Source organism: Mycobacterium sp. (assembly GCF_019247615.1).
Lineage (GTDB): Bacteria > Actinomycetota > Actinomycetes > Mycobacteriales > Mycobacteriaceae > Mycobacterium.
On sequence record NZ_JAFBAT010000324.1, the window covers coordinates 1 to 18,087 of the forward strand.

14 protein-coding genes and 1 pseudogene are annotated in these 18,087 nt (G+C 67.0%); 8 read left to right on the forward strand and 7 right to left on the reverse strand.

Annotation, left to right across the window (positions count from 1 at the left end; genetic code table 11):
* Together JO059_RS22740 and JO059_RS22745 are read right to left on the reverse strand one after the other, a co-directional pair.
* Positions 1-1,012 (reverse strand): ABC transporter ATP-binding protein (locus JO059_RS22740; protein ID WP_293322982.1); only part of this gene is annotated, 1,012 nt, incomplete at its 3' end.
* The gene (locus JO059_RS22745; RefSeq protein ID WP_293322984.1) at positions 1,009-2,784 is read right to left on the reverse strand and encodes an ABC transporter ATP-binding protein; all 1,776 of its coding nucleotides are present in this window, start codon (positions 2,782-2,784) and stop codon (positions 1,009-1,011) included. The genes JO059_RS22745 and JO059_RS22740, both read right to left, overlap by 4 nt.
* 129 nt (positions 2,785-2,913) lie before the next feature.
* Here JO059_RS22745 and JO059_RS22750 point away from each other — a divergent pair, with 129 nt between their 5' ends.
* Entirely contained in the window at positions 2,914-3,465 is a 552-nt protein-coding gene (locus JO059_RS22750; protein ID WP_293322986.1) for a DUF3558 domain-containing protein, read from the forward strand.
* Complete coding sequence (locus JO059_RS22755) at positions 3,462-4,010, forward strand: DUF3558 domain-containing protein (RefSeq protein ID WP_293322988.1); 549 nt, start codon at positions 3,462-3,464, stop codon at positions 4,008-4,010. Before JO059_RS22750 ends, JO059_RS22755 begins: the two co-directional genes overlap by 4 nt.
* Before the next feature lie 11 nt (positions 4,011-4,021).
* Here JO059_RS22755 and JO059_RS22760 read toward each other — a convergent pair whose 3' ends face one another.
* A complete protein-coding gene (locus tag JO059_RS22760; protein WP_293322990.1) occupies positions 4,022-4,522 on the reverse strand; it encodes a histidine phosphatase family protein in 501 nt (166 codons plus the stop codon).
* 435 nt (positions 4,523-4,957) lie between these two features.
* Between JO059_RS22760 and JO059_RS22765 the strand changes: the two genes are divergently transcribed.
* The 3 genes from JO059_RS22765 to JO059_RS22775 all read left to right on the forward strand — a co-directional run bounded on the left by JO059_RS22765 (position 4,958) and on the right by JO059_RS22775 (position 10,197).
* The gene (locus tag JO059_RS22765; protein WP_293322992.1) at positions 4,958-6,106 is read left to right on the forward strand and encodes an exonuclease SbcCD subunit D; all 1,149 of its coding nucleotides are present in this window, start codon (positions 4,958-4,960) and stop codon (positions 6,104-6,106) included.
* Positions 6,103-8,724: an AAA family ATPase gene (locus JO059_RS22770; protein WP_293322994.1), complete on the forward strand. Its 2,622-nt coding sequence runs from the start codon at positions 6,103-6,105 to the stop codon at positions 8,722-8,724. Before JO059_RS22765 ends, JO059_RS22770 begins: the two co-directional genes overlap by 4 nt.
* A gap of 219 nt (positions 8,725-8,943) precedes the next feature.
* Positions 8,944-10,197, forward strand: a complete 1,254-nt coding sequence (locus JO059_RS22775; protein WP_293323004.1) for an alpha/beta fold hydrolase — start codon at positions 8,944-8,946, stop codon at positions 10,195-10,197.
* A gap of 24 nt (positions 10,198-10,221) precedes the next feature.
* Here the strand turns inward: JO059_RS22775 and JO059_RS22780 are convergent, their stop codons facing one another.
* Genes JO059_RS22780 through JO059_RS22795 form a run of 4 tightly spaced genes read right to left on the reverse strand, consistent with a single transcriptional unit; the run spans position 10,222 to position 15,650 of the window.
* The gene (locus tag JO059_RS22780) at positions 10,222-11,877 is read right to left on the reverse strand and encodes an ABC transporter family substrate-binding protein (protein WP_293323006.1); all 1,656 of its coding nucleotides are present in this window, start codon (positions 11,875-11,877) and stop codon (positions 10,222-10,224) included.
* Between the two features lie 25 nt (positions 11,878-11,902).
* Complete coding sequence (locus JO059_RS22785; protein ID WP_293322996.1) at positions 11,903-13,750, reverse strand: ABC transporter ATP-binding protein; 1,848 nt, start codon at positions 13,748-13,750, stop codon at positions 11,903-11,905.
* Positions 13,747-14,637 (reverse strand): ABC transporter permease, encoded by an 891-nt coding sequence (locus JO059_RS22790; protein WP_293323008.1) that lies wholly within the window; start codon positions 14,635-14,637, stop codon positions 13,747-13,749. Before JO059_RS22790 ends, JO059_RS22785 begins: the two co-directional genes overlap by 4 nt.
* 35 nt (positions 14,638-14,672) lie before the next feature.
* Positions 14,673-15,650: an ABC transporter permease gene (locus tag JO059_RS22795; RefSeq protein ID WP_293322998.1), complete on the reverse strand. Its 978-nt coding sequence runs from the start codon at positions 15,648-15,650 to the stop codon at positions 14,673-14,675.
* A gap of 190 nt (positions 15,651-15,840) precedes the next feature.
* On the opposite strand from JO059_RS22795, the gene JO059_RS22800 reads away from it, so the two are divergent.
* The 3 genes and pseudogenes from JO059_RS22800 to JO059_RS22810 form a co-directional block, all read left to right on the forward strand.
* Positions 15,841-16,332, forward strand: a complete 492-nt coding sequence (locus JO059_RS22800; RefSeq protein WP_293323000.1) for a carbonic anhydrase — start codon at positions 15,841-15,843, stop codon at positions 16,330-16,332.
* Positions 16,333-16,415: 83 nt separating this feature from the next.
* A pseudogene (gene cysD / locus JO059_RS22805) lies at positions 16,416-17,389 on the forward strand (sulfate adenylyltransferase subunit CysD).
* On the forward strand, positions 17,389-18,087 hold a 699-nt coding region (locus tag JO059_RS22810), incomplete at its 3' end, for a GTP-binding protein (protein WP_293323002.1). The pseudogene cysD and the gene JO059_RS22810, both read left to right, overlap by 1 nt.

The following is an 18,087-nucleotide window of genomic DNA, read 5'->3' on the forward strand; positions in this document are numbered from 1 at the left end:
TGAACTGCCGCACATATTGAATGAAGGCCTGGATGCTGCCGAGCGTGATCTGCCCCGTGGCCACCTGAAGCCCCCCGACGACCGCGACCGCGACGTATCCGAGATTGCCGATGAACGTGGTCGCGGGTCCCACCAGGCCGGAGAAGAACTGCGCGCCGAAACTGTCCCGGTAGACGTCGTCGTTGAAGCGGCGGAACTGCTCACGCGCCGCGGCCGCATGCCCGAACGTCTTGACCACCGTGAACCCGCTGTACGTCTCCTCGATGTGGGCGTTGAGGCGTCCGGTGCTGCTCCACTGGCTGACGAACAAGCGCCGGGACCGACGCGCGATCGCGCGCGTCGCCACCAGCGACATGGGCACGGTCAGCAACGTGATTACGGTCAGGACAGGCGAGATCGACACCATCATCGCCAACACCGCCACCACCGTCAGGATCGCCGTCAGCAGTTGACTGATCGTCATCGACACCGACGACTGGACGTTGTCGATGTCGTTGGTCACCCTGCTCAGCAGCTCGCCTCGTTGGCGCCGGTCGAAGTACGACAGCGGAAGCCGGTGGATCTTGTCCTCGACCTGGGAACGCAGCGCGACCATGGTGCGCTGCACGGCGAGATTCAGCAGCCGGGCCTGCACCCAAATGACCAGCGCGGCAATCAAATACAAGCACAGTGCCAAGGTCAAGGTCCTGGCCACCGCGCCGAAGTCCACCCCCCGGCCGGGCACCACGTTCGTCCCCGACAGCAGGTCTGCGAAGGCCGTGTCGCCGCGGGCCCGCGCCGCCGCGACGGCCTGCGCCTTGGTGATCCCCGCCGGAAGCTTTCGCCCGATGACGCCGTTGAACAGCAGGTCGGTGGCATGACCGAGGATCCGGGGGACGATGACGCCGATCGCCGTGGCGGTGATGCCCAGCGTGATCACCGCGACACTCAGACCTCGTTGCGGTGCAAGCTGTTTCACCAGCCGGACGGCCGTACCCCAGAAGTCGCGAGACCGGATGGCGGGGGCGGTCATCGCGCGCCGCCGGCTTGGCCCGAGCGCACGGCGCCCACCGATTGTGAGTCGGCGAATTCGGCATAGGTGCGGCAACCGGCCAGCAGCGATTCGTGCGTGCCCGAACCGACCAGTATTCCGTTGTCGACGACGATCACCTGATCTGCTCGGGCGGCGGCCGAAACCCGTTGGGTGACAACGATAACTGTGGCCGGCCCCCTCGGACCGGACACCTCGGCGAGCGATGCGCGCACCCGCGCGTCGGTGTGCACGTCGAGCGCGGCGAAGGCGTCGTCGAACAGGTAGATGGCGGGGCGGCGGATGACCGCGCGGGCAATGGCCAGCCGCTGGCGTTGTCCCCCCGAAAGGTTGATGCCGCCCTGGGCGACCCGCATGCGCAGGCCGTCCTCGTGTGCCCGTACGAAGCCGTCGGCGTCGGCCACTCGCAAGGCTTCCCACATCTCCTCGTCGGTCACCACCTGGTCGGGGGCCGCGCCGATACGCAGGTTGTCCGCGACGGTGCCGGTGAAGAGATAGCCCCGTTGGGGAACCAGTCCGATCGCCGACCAGAGGCGTTCGGTGTGGTATTCGCGGACGTCGACGCCGTCCACCAGGACGGCGCCGGCGGTCACGTCGTAGAGCCGGCAGATCAGCGATACCAGCGTCGACTTGCCCGAGCCGGTGCTGCCGACGATCGCGGTGGTCGTTCCGGGCAGCGCAGTTATCGAGATGTCTTGCAGCACAGGGCGATCGGCACCGGGGTAGGTGAACGTCGCGCCTTCCAGGCGCACCACGCCGGTGATGCCGCCGCTCGGGAATGCCGGGTGCTCCGGGTTTTCGACGGCGGCGCGGGTGGACAGCACCTCCGTGATCCGTTCGGCGCACACCGCCGCGCGCGGCAGCACCACCAGCGTCATCGTCGCCATCAACACCGACATCAGGATCTGGGTGAAGTAGGCCAGGAAGGCGGTCAGCGAGCCGACCTGCATCTGGCCGCGATCGATGCGCAGGCCACCGAACCAGATCAGCGCGACGCTGGACACGTTGATGGTCAGCGTGGTCGCCGGCAGCATCAGCGCCTGCCAATTGCCCGCGCTGAGCGCGGTATTCGCCAGCGCGGCATTCGCGCGCGCGAAGCGGTCGCGCTCGAAGCCTTCACGCGCGAACGCCCGGACCACCCGGACGCCGGACAACTGGTCGCGCAGCACCCGGTTGATGCGGTCGATGAGGCTTTGCATTCCGCGAAAGAGCGGCAGCATGTGCGACATCACCCAATAGTTGGTCACGGCCATGATCGGGACGCTGACCAGCAACAGCCACGTCAGCGCGGCCTCCTGATGGATCGCCATGACGATCCCGCCGACGCACATGATCGGTGCGGTGACCAGAACGGTGCCCGTTATCTGAACCAGGTACTGGATCTGCCGGACGTCGTTGGTGCTGCGGGTCAACAGCGTCGGCGCGCCAAATCGGTCGGTCTCATGCTCGGAGAAGCCGATGACGTGTTCGAATATCGCGCGGCGTAGGTCGCGGCCGAAGCCCATTCCGGTTCGGGAGCCGAAGTACACGGCCCCGACCGCGCACAACACCTGCAACCCGGTGGCTGCAAGCATCACCACGCCGAGCCTGACGATGGTGCGGGCATCGCCCTTGGCGACGCCCTCGTCGATGATCGCGGCGTTGACCGTCGGCAGATACAGCGCGGTCAGGGTGCTGGTCAGCTGGAGCACCAGCAGCACCGCCACCAGCCGGCGGTACGGCCGGATGTATTGGCGCACCAGTGCCACGAGCATTCGGTAACTGTCGCATATGGCGGGTGCCACAGAAATGCCTGCTCACGCGCGGCGTCGGTGGTTGCGTCCGGCCTGCCGCTACAGTGCATCGTGTGGAGCAGCAGCAGGCTTGGCCAAGGCAGGGTGCAGGTGCGGCGTAACGTGAAGGCGCTTGCTTTTGCGGCGTCGGCCTTGACGATTCTGATCGTTGCGGGGTGCTCCAGCTCGGGAGACAACAAGCCGGGGGCGACGGCGTCGTCGGGCCAGGGGAGCGGCGGGGGGCACCACGGGCCGATGTTTCCCCAATGCGGCGGCATCAGCGACCAGACGGTGTCCGAACTGACCAAGGTGACCGGCCTGGTCAACACCGCCCGGAACTCCGTGGGGTGCCAGTGGCTGGCCGGCGGCGGCATTCTCGGGCCGCACTTCTCCTTTTCCTGGTACCGCGGCAGCCCGATCGGGCGCGAACGCAAGACGGAGGAGCTGTCGCGCGCAAGCGTCGATGACATCAACATCAACGGCCACGGCGGTTTCATCGCCGTGGGCAACGAGCCCAATCTGGGTGACTCGCTGTGCGAAGTCGGCATCCAGTTCCAGGACGACTTCATCGAATGGTCGGTCAGCTTTAGCCAAAAGCCGTTCCCGCCGCCCTGCGACATAGCCAAAGAGCTGGCCCGTCAGTCGATTGCGAACTCCAAATGAGCACAACCCGCGTGCGTGCCGGTGTCATCGTCTTGCTAATTGCGTTGGTCGTCATGACCGGCTGTTCACGGGCCGTCGGGGGCACCGCCGTCAAGGCGGGGGGCCCGTCGCGGAACAACAACTCCGAACAGCAGTACCCGAACCTGCTCAAGGAATGCGAGGTGCTGACCACTGACATCCTGGCCAAGACCGTGGGGGCCGATCCGCTCGACATTCAGAGCACGTTCGTCGGCGCGATCTGCCGATGGCAGGCGCAGTCCTCCAACCCGACCGTTCTGATCGACATCAGCCGGTTCTGGTTCGAGCAGGGCAGCTTGTCCAACGAGCGCAAGGTGGCCGACTTCCTGAAGTACAAGGTCGAAAACCGTGCGATCGCCGGGATCGAATCGATCGTGATGCGCACCGACGACCCCAACGGCGCCTGCGGAGTGGCCAGCGACGCCGCGGGCGTGGTCGGCTGGTGGATCAACCCCCAGGGCCCCGGCGTCGATGCCTGCGGGCAGGCCATCAAGCTCATGGAGCTGACGCTCGCCACGAATTCCTAGGGCAATCAGACTCAGCGCGGCACTTCGAAGCCCGTCAGCGCGGCGCGGCCCGGTTCCAGGCCTTCCCACCCGCAGGGCACGGTCAGCACGGCGATCGCCGACGTCGGGAACTTGAGTGAAATACGTTCCACCAGAGCGGGATCCGTGTCGTCGCTCGCCAAGATGAGTGCTAGCGACGACGTCGTGGGTTCGTGTCCGACGACCAATAGGGTGCCGATGTCGTGGGACGTCGTGTTGATCTCGTCGATCATTGTGCCGGGTGTGGCGCCGTAGAGCCGCTCGCTGTATCGCACGGGTGCGTCGATCCCCGTGCGCCCGAGCGTCTCCCGCGCCCGCGTTGCCGTCGAGCACAGCACGGCATCAACGGTGGGCGCGTGCGCCCGCAGCCAGTCGCCGGCCAGCGCGGCTTCCCTGTTTCCGCGCGGCGCCAGCGGCCGGTCGTGGTCGGGAACCCCTTCGGGGTAATCCGATTTCGCATGCCGCATCAACAGCAAGGTGCGCTGATCAGTCATCGGATCCAAGCTAATCACGCGATCCGCGGACCGGTCCGCTATTCCGGCGATGCTCTTGGACGGCCCCTCTTGGCCGGCGGCGCCGCGTGCGTGCTTTGGCATCCGGCCGGCGTCATCGAGCGCTCGGCGCAGCAGCATCTCGATCTGGCCGTTTGAGGCTGCGGAATTCGTCGTTGGCCCAACGGGTGAGCGCGTCATGGACGGCAACAAACCTCGCTGAGAAACTGATGAAACCACAGTGACAGAAGAGATTTGATCATCGACGTGGAAGACCAAGCCGTTGCGCTCGAACACCCCCGGCGTCGGCGTGCGCGCGCCAGAAGGACGGTCCCGCGACGGCCGGGCCGAGACGTGCCGGGTGAGGTCCCGGATCTTGTCGGCATGCCGACCTAGACTTCGCGGTGCCCTGACAGCCGCCACCACAGGAGACCCCGGATGCGATTTCTGCACACCGCCGACTGGCAGCTGGGCATGACGCGCCACTTCCTCGCCGGCGACGCCCAGCCGCGGTATTCGGCCGCCCGCCGCGACGCGGTGGCTGGCCTGGGCGCGCTGGCGGCGGAGGTTGGCGCGGAGTTCGTGGTGGTCGCCGGCGACGTCTTCGAACACAATCAGCTGGCCCCGCAGGTGGTCGGTCAGTCTCTGGAAGCCATGCGCGCCATTGGGATTCCCGTCTATCTGCTGCCCGGCAACCATGACCCGCTCGATGCGTCATCGGTGTACACCGGCACGCTGTTCACCGCGGAGCGCCCCGCCAACGTGATCGTCCTGGACAAAGCCGGCGTCTACGAGATCAGGCCCGGCCTGGAGATCGTCGCCGCGCCGTGGCGGTGCAAGGTCCCCACCACCGACCTGGTTGCCGGAGTCCTCGACGGCCTGCTACCGGGCCCCACGCGGATCCTCGTCGCGCACGGGGGCGTTGACGTTCTCGACCCCGATCGCGACAAACCGTCGCTGATCCGGCTCGCCAAACTCGACGAGGCCCTGTCCCGGGGCACGGTGCACTATGCGGGATTGGGGGACAAGCATTCGCTGACCCGGGTCGGCGACAGCGGCCGCGTCTGGTACTCCGGCTCACCGGAAGCGACCAACTTCGACGACGTCGAATCGAACCCCGGTCACGTGCTCGTCGTCGACATCGACGAAAGCGACCCACACCGTGCCGGCACAGTTCAGCCCCGGCACGTCGGCCGCTGGCGGTTCGTCACCATGCACCGTCAGGTCGACAACCGCCGCGACATCGCCGACCTCGATCTCAACCTCGACCTGATGACCGACAAGGACCGAACCGTGGTGCGGCTGGCGCTGACCGGCTCGCTAACGGTCACCGATCGCGCGGCCCTGGACGCCTGCCTGGACCGGTACTCCCGGCTCTTCGCCTGGCTAGGCCTGTGGGAGCGCCATACCGAACTCGCGGTGATGCCCGCCGACGGCGAGTTCACCGATCTCGGCATCGGCGGGTTCGCCGCGGCGGCCGTCGAGGAGCTGGTGGCCACGGCACGCGCGGACGACGCCGAGTCCGCCGCCGACGCTCAGGCGGCCCTGGCGCTGCTGCTGCGGCTCGCCGATCGGGGCGCAGCGTGAAGCTGCACCGGCTGGTCCTGACCAACTATCGCGGTATCGCGCACCGCGAGATCGAGTTTCCCGACCACGGCGTCGTGGTGGTATGCGGCGCCAACGAGGCCGGCAAGTCGTCGATGATCGAGGCGCTGGACCTGCTGCTCGAATGCAGGGACCGATCCACCAAGAAGGAGGTCAAGCAGGTCAAGCCCACCCACAGTGACGTCGGCTCCGAAGTCAGCGCCGAAATCAGCTGCGGCCCATATCGATTCGTCTACCGCAAGCGATTCCACAAGAAATGCGAGACTGAGTTGACGGTGCTGAGGCCGCACCGCGAGCAGCTGACCGGCGACGAGGCCCACGAACGTGTCCGGGCGATGCTGGACGAAACGGTGGACCACGATCTCTGGCATGCACAGCGGGTGCTACAGGCGACCTCGACCGCCGCGGTGGACCTGTCCGGTTGCGACGCGCTGTCCCGGGCGCTTGACGTCGCGGCGGGAGATGCCGCGGCGCTCTCGGGGACCGAGCCGTTGCTCATCGAGCGCATTGACGCCGAATACGCGCGCTACTTCACCCCGACCGGACGCCCCACCGGGGAGTGGGCGGCCGCGATCTCCCGGCTGGCAGACGCCGAGGCCGCGGTCAATGAATGCGCGGCGGCGGTGGCCGAGGTCGACGACCGGGTGCGCCGCCATGCCGAGTTGACCGAGCGGGTGGCCGAGTTGTCCCAGCTGCGCATCGCCGCCGGCCCCCGGCTCGCCGCCGCGCGGGCCGCCGGCGACAGGATTGCCGAGCTCACCGACCAGGCGCGTGAGGCCAAGCTGGTCGCCGATGCGGCGGCCGCGACGTGCGCCGCGGCCGCCGCCGCCCAAGACGGGCGGATTCGGTTGCTCGCTGAGCTGCAAAATCGCTCCGCCACCGTCGACGTCGCCCGGGCCGAGGCACAACAGGCCGCCGACGCCCAAGCGACGGCGTGCGCGCATGCCGAGGCGGCCGCCGCCGAGCTTGACGATGCCACCCGCGCGCTGGCAGACGCGCAGCGCCGCGCGGAATCGGCCCGTGGGGCCGTTGATCGGCTCACCGAGCGCGAGGAGGCCGATCGGCTGAGTGCCCGGCTGGCCAGGGTCGCCGCCATCGAGCGCGACCGTGACCGGCTGGACGCGGAGCTCTCGGCAATCGCCGTCACCGAGCAGCTACTGAGGCGAATCGAGGATGCCGCCGCGGCGGTCGATCGGATCGGCGCACAGTTGGCGTTGATGTCCGCGGACGTGGAGTTCACCGCGGCCGCCGACATCGAGCTCACCACGGGCGACCAGAAAGTGACCCTGCCGGCGGGCCAGAGCTGGTCGATCACGGCGACCGGTCCCACCGCGGTCGAGGTACCCGGCGTCCTGACCGCGCGGGTGACGCCCGGCGCCACCACTCTGGACATCCGAGCCCAATATGTTGCGGCACAACGAGAATTGACCGTCGCGTTGGCCGCAGGTGCCGTCATTGACCTTGCGGCGGCCAGGTCCGCCGACCGGCGTCGCCGAGAACTGCAGGGCAACCGTGACCAGTTGACTGCCATGCTTGCGGGTCTGTGCGGCAACGAAAATATCGATGAACTGCGGTGGCGGCTGGCGCAGCTGCGGGCCGGTCACGCGGGCGAACCGGAACGCGCCGCGATCGGTATCAGCGACGCGCGCGCGGAGCTCGACGCGGCGGAGGCCGCACGTGCGGCCGCGACAGCCGCATACGAAGCCTGCCGCCAAGCCGCGGCCACCGCCGACACCAGGCTCGCCGAGTTATCAACGCGTGCAACGGTATTACAGCACAACCTGGAGACCCAGCGCCGCGAGCTCGACGCGGCCACGGATCGACTGGCCCGGGAACGTGCGTCGGTGAGCGATGAGGATCTCACATCGGCGGCTGACGCCGCGCGCCAAGCGGCTAACGACGCGGAGCGGCGCGTCATCGAGCTCGCCGCGGCGCTTGCCTGCGCGGCGCCCGATGCGGTCGCCGACGAGTTGGCCGATGCCACGCAGGCGGCCGAGGCGCTGCGCGATCGCTACGAGGAGGCCGCCCGCGCGTTGCGCGAGATCAGCATCGAGCTGTCCGTCTTCGGCAGCGAGGGCCGGCAGGGCAAGCTCGACGCCGCGGAGACGGAACGCGAGCACGCGGCCGGCCAGCACGCGCGGATCGGCAGCCGGGCGCGGGCCGCGCAGTTGCTGCGCTCGGTCATGACCCGGCACCGAGACACCACCCGGCAGCGCTACGTCGAGCCGTACCGCGCCGAGCTGCAGCGGCTCGGCCGTCCGGTTTTCGGGCCCACCTTCGAGGTCGACGTCGACAGCGACCTGTGCATTCGCAGCCGCACCCTGGACGGCGTCACTGTGCCTTACGAGTCCTTGTCCGGCGGGGCCAAGGAACAGCTCGGCATCCTGGCGCGGCTGGCGGGTGCCGCCCTGGTGGCCGGGGAAGACACCGTCCCGGTGGTGGTCGATGACGCGCTGGGCTTCACCGACCCGGACCGGCTGGCCAAGATGGGGAAGGTGTTCGACACCGTGGGTGCCCACGGGCAGGTGATCGTGCTCACCTGCAGTCCCGACCGGTACTACGGCGTCAAGGGCGCGCACCGCATCGATCTGCACGTTTAACACTCGCGTTACTCGCCGACCTGGAGCTAAGAGTTCGCGGCATCGGCTGCGGGTCGCCGACGCCTGCGTGATTTCCCGGCAGCGTGCGCGGTCACAGTCACGCGCCGTCGGTGCTGATCGGGGAGAAGGCCGCCGACCTCATCCACGGGAACGCCGGCTGATTTGGCAACGGCGGCGCCGGTTGCTTGCCCGCATGGATCCGCGGGTATGGCAATTCCCATGACGATGACTGCTAAGCGGCGGCGGATGCAGGAGAAGCTGGCCGCGCTGCCCGGGGTGCGACCGGTGCGGCGGCCGGTCTGCCCGGGCAGCGACGAAGAGTTCGATCTCTTCTACGTCCGCGCCGGGCGCAAGTCCGCCCACCCGCTCGTCATCATCCCGGGGGGCCCCGGCGTGGCGTCGGTCCATATGTATCGCGGGCTGCGACGCCGGGCTGCTCTCGCGGGCCTCGACGTGATCATGATCGAGCACCGCGGGGTGGGAATGTCGCGCCACGACGACTGCGGTGCCGACCTGCCCCCGGAGGCGCTCACCGTCAACCAGGTGGTCGACGACGTCGCCGCGGTCCTCGATGACGCCCATGTCGAGTCGGCCATCATCTACGGCGCGTCGTACGGCACGTATATCGCTTCCGGGGTCGGAGTGCGTCATCCCGGCCGAGTCCACGCGATGGTCCTGGATTCGCCGCTGCTTTCACGCCACGACATCGTGATCGTGCGCCGCGCGATCCGCCGGTTGTTGCTCAGGGGCGCCAGCCCCGAGACCGCCCCGCTGGCACCCAAAGTTCGCAAGCTCGTCGATGCGGGTGTAATGACCCCGGCGGCGACGCAGGTCGTCGCGACCATCTACGGTCACGGCGGGCCCAAGCTCCTCGACCGTCAGCTCGACCTGCTGCTCGACGGACGAAAGTTGTTGTGGATCGCGATATCCCACTTCGCCACCCTCAGCAACCTGCCCTATCGATACGAGGAAGACCTGGTGAGTCGCATCGCGTTTCGGGAGCTTGACTACGCGGCCGAGCCGGACGGCCTACCGCTCGACCCCGCCGTGGCGGAAAGCGAGACCCGAACCCAGACAGCGTCTTTCGAAGAGGAGCCCTATGACCTGCCGGCCCAGATGCCAAACTTCAGCTGGCCCACCGCGGTGATATCGGGGGGCCGTGATCTGATCACTCCTCCCGCGGTGGCCGAGCGGGTGGCGTCGCTCATCCCGAATTCCCAGCTGTTGAAGCTGCCCACCATGGCCCACAGCGCGCTGGACTTTCGGGAGCCCGCGGCCCTCGCCGTCGCCGGCGCGGTATCTCGTGGCGAGTTCGAGGGGCTGGCCGCGCAGGCGCCGGCGCTGGATGCACTCCCGACGCGACCGGAAGTCCGCCTGCTGTGGAAGGCGATCGAGTGGGTCGCTATCGCCGAAGGGGCCGTGCCGACGATGCCTGCGATTCCGCGGCTCCTGCGCCGGGTGGCGGCCTCCTGACGGTGCCTGCGCCCCCGCCCCGCGTTAGTTTGGCATGAACCCGATTGCCGTGAAGTCCGCGTCGGCCAGTCCAAATGCGCCGTAGTTGGCCAGGTCGCTGCGCACCGCAACGTTGCCGGGGGACTGGAACAGCGGCAGGCTGTGGCCCTCCTGCCAAATCATCTGGTCGGCCTCGTTGGCCAAGGCACGCACCCTGATCGGATCGAGTTCGGAGAGCGTTTCCTTGATCTTCGCGTCCAATTCCGGGCTGCCGATCTTGCCGGAATTGCTTTCGCCGTACGAGGCGTAGATCTGAGTGAGGGCGGCCAGGGGATAACCCCCACCCACCCAACCGAATTCGACGACATCGAAGTCGCCGGTGCTGACGTACTGGCTGAAGAACCCGGTACCCGGCTTGGGCTCGAGCACCAGTTTCACACCGATCTGCGCCAGGTTCTGCTGGGCGACCAGTCCGATCTGTCGCCGGAATGGCTGATCGATGAACGGATCACGGATGACCAGTTGCCTGCCGTCCTTCTCCCGCACGGATCCATTGAGCTTCCAGCCCAAGTCGTCCAAGTCGCGGCGGGCTTGGTCGGGGTTGTATGCGGCGGGACCGCTGTTGTCTTGGTAGCCAACCTGACCCGCGACGAAAATGTGGTTGTTCAGTGTTGCCGGATGGCTGGTCAGGCCGTGCTGGACCACGTTGGCGATGGTCTGGCGGTCGATGCCTCTGCAGATCGCCAGCCGCAGCCTCCGGTCGTCCATGATGGATCCGGGCGCTCCGTTGAAAGTGATGTGGTACCAGACCAGCGCCGGGGCGCTGCGGATCGCGATCCCGGGCGTGCGCCGGGCGGTCACCATGTCGTCGAGCGAACCCACGTCGGCCGCGTCGATCGCGTTGTTTTGCAGGGCGGGTATGACGGCGGCGGGGTCGAGCACCAGGAAGGTCATGGAGTCCAGTCGCGGCTTGCGGCCCCACCAGCGCGGATTGCGGGTCAACACGATGCGCTGGGCGCCGCGGTCGATTGTGGACACGATGAACGGTCCGGCCGACGGGCCGGGGGCATCCAGCTGGCCTTTGTTGAAGACATCCGGGTCCCCCATCATGCTGTGGGGTTGCAGGCCGCCGAACAGTCCGCGCCATTCCGCGTACGGCTTGGCGAAGGTGACCACGGCCTGGCGGTCGTCGACCCCCCTGGTCACCGACTCCACTTGCTCAAACCCGGCTCTGCTGGCGATCAAGTACCGCGCGTCGCGGCCGCTCAACGCGTTGGCCTGAGCCGCCAAATCCTCCCAGGTGATCGGCGTGCCGTCGCTCCACATCGACTTTGGATTGATGGTATAGGTGACCACTTGGGGGTTGGTGCTCGTCAGCTCGGCACCTGTGAAGTAGTCGGTGTTGAGCCGCGGCGTTCCGTCGGCGCTGGTGATGAACACCCCGGGCAGCGTGGGCCCGACAACCGAACCGGTATCGGACGTGTTGCCGTCGATGTTCGACACGTTGAAGTTGTCCGGGAACATCGTCAGCGGTAGCCGCAAATTGCCGCCGTCCCGCAGGGTCGCAGGATCGCGGGGGTTGATGTCGCTGGTGGCGCCTATCTGGGCGGCCCGGGCCTCCGGGATGTCCCGATAGGCGTTTGAGCAGCCGGTGAGGATCACGACGGCGGCCAGCGCCAGCAGCGCGATGCTGCGGACCATCGGCGGGTGCCTCACCCGCCCGATGTTAACCACTGCCGGCATCCGCATGCGCCCGCGGAACGGCGGCCAGCAGCCGCCGGGTGTACTCGTGCTGCGGGTTGGTGAACACCTGGTCGCCGTCGCCCTGCTCGACAACGGCCCCCCGGTACATCACCGCCACCCGGTGGGCCAGGTGTTTGACCACCGAAAGATCATGTGACACAAATAGATACGACAACCCGAACTGTTGCTGGAGGTCCAGAAGCAGATTGATGATGCCCGCCTGAATCGACACGTCGAGAGCCGATACCGGCTCGTCCAGCGCAAGGATCTTCGGCTGCAGCGCAAGCGCCCGGGCGATGCCGATCCGCTGCTTCTGCCCACCGGAGAACTCTGCGGGGTAGCGGCTGGCGGCTGCTCGGTCCAGCCCGACGATCGCCAGCAGCTCGGCGACCCGTTCCTCGCACCGCTGTCTGTCGAACCCGTTGGCGACCAACGGTTCTGCGACGATATCGAAGACCGGTAGACGCGGGTCCAGGGAGGCTACCGGGTCCTGAAACACCACCTGCAGTTCGGCCCGAAGCTTATGACGCGCGGCCGTGTCGAGCGCTGAGACGTCGTTGCCGAGAATCTGGATGGAACCCGCCTGGGGCGCGCTGAGTTCCAGAATCTGGTTGAGCGTTGTCGATTTTCCCGAGCCGGATTCCCCGACGATGCCCAGCGTGCGGCCCTGTTCCAGGCTGAAGCTGACGCCGTCGACCGCGCGCACTTCACCGACACGCCGGCGCAATATCACGCCTTTAGTGAGTGGGTAGGTCTTGGAGAGGTCGGTCACCTCCAGCACCACCGGCGCTTCCCGGGCATCGTCGATAGCGGCCGGTTGCGTTGAAACGCCGAAGATCTCGGCAGCGCTGCGCCCGACGACGTCGTCGGTGCGGATGCACGCCGCTCGGTGGCCTTCGCCAATGAGAACGAGATCGGGCTCCGCCGAATGACATTCGTCGATGACGAGCGGGCAGCGGGGCGCGAAGGGGCACACGCCGGGCGACAGCGACGACATTGTCGGCGGCGCACCGGGAATCGGTATCAGCCGGGTTCCCTGCGGAGCGTCCAGCCGCGGCACCGACCCCAGCAACCCGACGGTGTAGGGCATGCGGCGGTCGCGGTACAGGTCTTGGACGCCGGCGATCTCGACGCCGCGCCCGGCGTACATGACCACAGCCCGGTCGGCGAATTCCGAAACCACGCCCAGATCGTGGGTGATGATCAGGACGCCCGCCCCGGTGACGTCGCGTGCGGTTCTGAGTACGTCCAGTATCTGGGCCTGCACGGTGACGTCCAGCGCGGTGGTCGGCTCGTCACAGATCAGCAGGTCCGGGTCGTTGGCGATCGCCATGGCGATCACCACCCGCTGGCGCTCGCCGCCGGACAACTCGTGCGGGAAAGCCCTCGCCCGGCTCTGCGGCTGGGAGATGCCGACCAACTCGAGCAGCTCGACGGCACGCTTGCGTGCGTCCGCTCGGCTGATTCCGCGGTTGTGTACGCCGATGGCTTCGGCTATCTGGTCGCCGACCGTGTAAACGGGCGTCAGCGCCGACATCGGGTCTTGGAACACGGTGCCGATCGTCTTGCCGCGGATCCGTGACATGGCCTGGTCGTCCAGCCCGAGGAGTTCCTCGCCGTGTAGGCGCACCGATCCCGACACCTTCGCGTGCTCGGGCAGCAGTCCGATCACCGCCATCGCGGAAGCGCTTTTGCCCGAACCGGATTCGCCGACGATGGCCACCACTTCGCCCGGATCGATGTGGTACGACGTGCCGCGCACAGCCGCCACCGTCACGTCACCCGTCTCGAACGTGACGTTCAGATCAGTCACCTCCAGCAGAGCGGTCACTTCGGCCCACGCTTCTTGCGGCGCGGCGGCCGGCTGCGCGGATCCAGCGCATCGCGCAGGCCGTCGCCGGTGAGGTTGGCGCACAGCACAATCAAGACCAGGGTGCCCGCCGGGAATAGGAAGACCCACGGGAATGTGGTGGTCGAGGGAGTGCCGTCGGCGATCAGCGTGCCCAGCGATACATCCGGTGGCTGAATACCGAATCCCAGGAAGCTCAGGCCGGTTTCGGCCAGGATCGCATACCCGACGTTGAGGGTGGCGTCGATGATGAGGATGGAGGCGACGTTGGGCACGATGTGATGCATGATGACCCGGCGGTTGGATACGCCCATATACCTTGCAGCACGCACGAATTCGCGCTCGCGCAGGCTCATAGTCAAGCCGCGCACCATCCGCGAGCTGACCATCCAGCCGAAGGCCGCGAGCAACACGATGAGCCACAGGACGTTGTTCGACCCCTTGCCGCGCGAGCTGACGATGGCGATCAGCAGGAAACTCGGCACCACCAGCAGCAGGTCGACCAGCCACATCAGTGCCCGGTCGCGCCACCCACCGAAGTAGCCGGCGATCGACCCGACCGTGGCGGCAAGGGTGGTCGAGATTAGCGCCACACAGAACCCGATCAGCATCGACTTCTGCGTTCCGCGCAGCGTCCGGGCGAGCAGGTCCTGACCGAGCGCGTTGGTGCCGAACCAATGCTTGAGCGACGGCGGCTGCAGCAGCGCGTCGTAGTCGAGAAGGTTGTAGTCGTACGGAAGCAGCGGCGGCAGCGCGTAGCAGCCGACGAATCCCAGCACCAGCAGAATCAACGCCACCACCGCGGGCTTGTTGCGAATGAACCGGCGCGCCACCAGATTTCGCCGCGACGTGAAGGCGGCAGGGTGCATGCCGGCCTGGATCTCCACGCTGGCCTCTTGGGTCGTCATGTCACCCGCACTCTCGGGTCGAGCACCGCGTAGAAGATGTCGGACAACAGGCCGGCCAGCAGAATCGCCAACCCGGTGAACAGGGTGATCGCCGCGACAACGTTGGTGTCCTGTGTGGAAATGCCGAGCACCACCCATTCGCCCATGCCATGCCAGCCGAAGATCTTCTCGACGAAGACCGCGCCGACCACCAACCCGCTGACCCCGTAGGCGAACAGGGTGGCCAGCGGAATCAGTGCGGTGCGCAGTCCGTGTTTGAACAGCGCACGCCGACGGGTCAGGCCTTTGGCGCGCGCGGTCCGGATGAAATCCTCACCGAGTACGTCGAGCATGGCGTTGCGCTGGTAGCGGCTGAAGCCCGCCATCCCGAAAAGTGTGAGCGTCAGCGTGGGCAACACGAGGTGCTGCACGCGGTCGACCAGTCGGTTCCACAGGCCGCCGGGCGGGATCGGTGATGTTTCACCGGTGTACTGGAACATCCGAACGCCAGTGAAGTCGTTCACCCTCAGCGCGGCCAGGATGAGCAGGCCCGCCAGCACGAATGACGGGATGCTCAAGAGGACCAGCGACAGCACGGTGATGATGCGGTCGCTGAGCCGGTACTGCCGAATGGCTCCCCAGGCGCCCAGGATGACGCCGAGGATGGTGCCCAGCACGGACCCCGTTACCACCAGCCGCAGGCTGATCCCTATCCGGTGCCACAGTTCCCGGGAGACGGGGTGACCGGTGACGGTCGTGCCGAAGTCGCCGTGGGCCACGCCGGCAATCCATTTCCCGTACCGAATGGGTATGGGTTTGTCCAAGCCGAGCTCGGCCGCCTTGCGGTCGACGAGCTCCTTGGGCGGCGGCGGGTGGCGCTGAGTGTAGGCGTCCAGCGGGCGAAACGTCACGGACGCGAGGCAGAACGCGAGGAATGACGCCAGCAGTAGGAGCACGATGTAGTTGAGCAACCGGCGCGCCAGGAAGCGAATCATGCCCGACCGAACCGCCTGTGCCGCATTGGGACAGGTTAAAGCGTGTCGGGCGGATCCTTGCGATCCCGCCGATTTTCATGCGTGAATCGCCGCCGGCCGGCTACTAGGATCCACCGAGACAGGGCTCGGCTCGCGACACTTGCACCGGGCGCGACCCGCTCGCCCGCACACCAGACATCGAGGAGCTCGCGTGACGGTTACCGACGACTACCTGGCCAACAATGCCCAATACGCGAGCAGCTTCGAGGGCCCGCTACCGATGCCGCCGAGCAAGCATGTCGCGGTCGTCGCATGCATGGATGCCCGCCTCGATGTCTACCGCATCCTCGGCCTCAACGAGGGGGAAGCCCACGTCATCCGGAACGCCGGCGGGGTCGTCACCGACGACGTCATCCGGTCGCTGGCGATCAGCCAACGGCTGTTGGGAACCCAGGAGGTGATCCTGATTCACCACACCGACTGCGGCATGCTGACCTTCACCGACGACGACTTCAAGCGAGCCATCCAGCAGGAGACCGGCGTCAAGCCGCCGTGGGCGGCCGAGGCTTTCCCGGACCTCGCCGAGGACGTCCGGCAGTCGCTGCGCCGGATCGAGAACAGCCCGTTCGTCACCAAGCACATCTCGTTGCGCGGCTTCATCTTCGACGTCGCCACCGGCAAGCTCGAGGAAGTCACCGCGTAGCGCTGGCGGTCTCGACCGAGGGCAGCCGCACGCATTGACACCGACAGGCGCACCTGATTGCATATACGACTAAGAAAATAAATATGGTCAGTTCAACCAACTTTATCCGGAATAACGTAAGGACGCCATGACCAGCGCTACTAAGGGCGGGCTCGCCGCCGGCCAGTACGAATTGAGCCATCTGCGCTCGCTGGAGGCCGAAGCGATCCACATCATCCGGGAGGTGGCGGCGGAGTTCGAACGGCCGGTGCTGCTGTTCTCGGGTGGCAAGGACTCCATTGTCATGCTGCACCTCGCGCTGAAGGCGTTCAGTCCCGGCCGGCTGCCGTTCCCGGTCATGCACGTCGACACCGGCCACAATTTCGACGAGGTGATCGCCGCGCGCGACGAACTGGTCGCCGAGTCCGGCGCGCGCCTGATCGTCGCTTCGGTGCAGGAGGACATCGACGCCGGCCGGGTCGTGGAGACGATCCCGTCGCGCAATCCGATACAGACCGTCACGTTGCTGCGGGCCATCCGGGAGAACAGGTTCGACGCCGCGTTCGGCGGCGCGCGCCGCGACGAGGAGAAGGCACGCGCCAAGGAGCGGGTGTTCAGCTTCCGCGACGAATTCGGCCAATGGGACCCGAAGGCTCAGCGGCCCGAACTGTGGAACCTCTACAACGGGCGGCACCACAAGGGCGAGCACATCCGGGTCTTCCCGCTGTCCAACTGGACCGAGTTCGATATCTGGTCGTACATCGGCGCAGAGAAGATCAAGCTGCCGTCGATCTATTTCGCGCACCGACGCAAGGTGTTTCGCCGCGACGGCATGCTGCTGGCGGTGCACCGGCACATGCAGCCGCGCGCCGACGAGCCGGTGTTCGAGGCCACCGTGCGGTTCCGCACCGTCGGGGACGTCACATGCACCGGATGTGTGGAATCGCAGGCCGGGACCGTGTCGGAGGTCATCGCCGAGACGGCCGTGGCCCGGTTGACCGAGCGCGGCGCGACCAGAGCCGACGACCGGATCTCGGAGGCCGGAATGGAAGACCGCAAACGGCAGGGGTACTTCTGATGACCACGCCAACGACCACGCCAACCACCCTGTTGCGCATCGCAACCGCCGGATCCGTCGATGACGGCAAGTCCACGCTGATCGGGCGGCTGCTGTATGACTCCAAGGCCGTGATGGAAGACCAGTGGGCCTCGGTGGAGCGCACGTCCAAGGAGCGCGGCCACGACTACACCGACTTGGCGCTGGTCACCGACGGTCTGCGGGCCGAACGCGAGCAGGGCATCACCATCGATGTCGCCTACCGCTACTTCGCCACTCCCAAGCGCAAATTCATCATCGCCGACACGCCCGGACATATCCAGTACACCCGCAACATGGTGACCGGCGCGTCGACCGCTCAACTGGTGATCGTGTTGGTCGACGCCCGGCAGGGCCTGCTCGAGCAGTCACGTAGGCACGCATTCCTGGCGTCGCTGCTGGGCATCCAGCACATCGTGCTGGCGGTCAACAAGATGGACCTGATCGATTGGGACAGAGAGAAATTCGAGGCGATTCGCGACGAATTCTATTCGTTCGCCGCGCGCCTGGACGTGCAAGACGTGGCCAGCATTCCAATGTCCGCGCTGCACGGCGACAACGTTGTGACCAAGTCGGAGCAGACGCCGTGGTACGAGGGCCCCCCGCTGCTCTCGCACCTCGAAGAGGTCTACATCGCCGGCGACCGCAACCTCGTGGACGTGCGGTTCCCGGTGCAGTAC

What these genes read in the sequence shown, in the direction of transcription:
- JO059_RS22780 (WP_293323006.1), bottom strand. Translation starts at nt 11,877, where the DNA reads ATGGTCCGCAGCATCGCGCTGCTGGCGCTGGCCGCCGTCGTGATCCTC.
- JO059_RS22760 (WP_293322990.1), bottom strand. Translation starts at nt 4,522, where the DNA reads ATGACTGATCAGCGCACCTTGCTGTTGATGCGGCATGCGAAATCGGAT.
- JO059_RS22775 (WP_293323004.1), top strand. Translation starts at nt 8,944, where the DNA reads ATGACGATGACTGCTAAGCGGCGGCGGATGCAGGAGAAGCTGGCCGCG.
- JO059_RS22745 (WP_293322984.1), bottom strand. Translation starts at nt 2,784, where the DNA reads ATGCTCGTGGCACTGGTGCGCCAATACATCCGGCCGTACCGCCGGCTG.
- JO059_RS22795 (WP_293322998.1), bottom strand. Translation starts at nt 15,650, where the DNA reads ATGATTCGCTTCCTGGCGCGCCGGTTGCTCAACTACATCGTGCTCCTA.
- JO059_RS22765 (WP_293322992.1), top strand. Translation starts at nt 4,958, where the DNA reads ATGCGATTTCTGCACACCGCCGACTGGCAGCTGGGCATGACGCGCCAC.
- JO059_RS22755 (WP_293322988.1), top strand. Translation starts at nt 3,462, where the DNA reads ATGAGCACAACCCGCGTGCGTGCCGGTGTCATCGTCTTGCTAATTGCG.
- JO059_RS22790 (WP_293323008.1), bottom strand. Translation starts at nt 14,637, where the DNA reads ATGCACCCTGCCGCCTTCACGTCGCGGCGAAATCTGGTGGCGCGCCGG.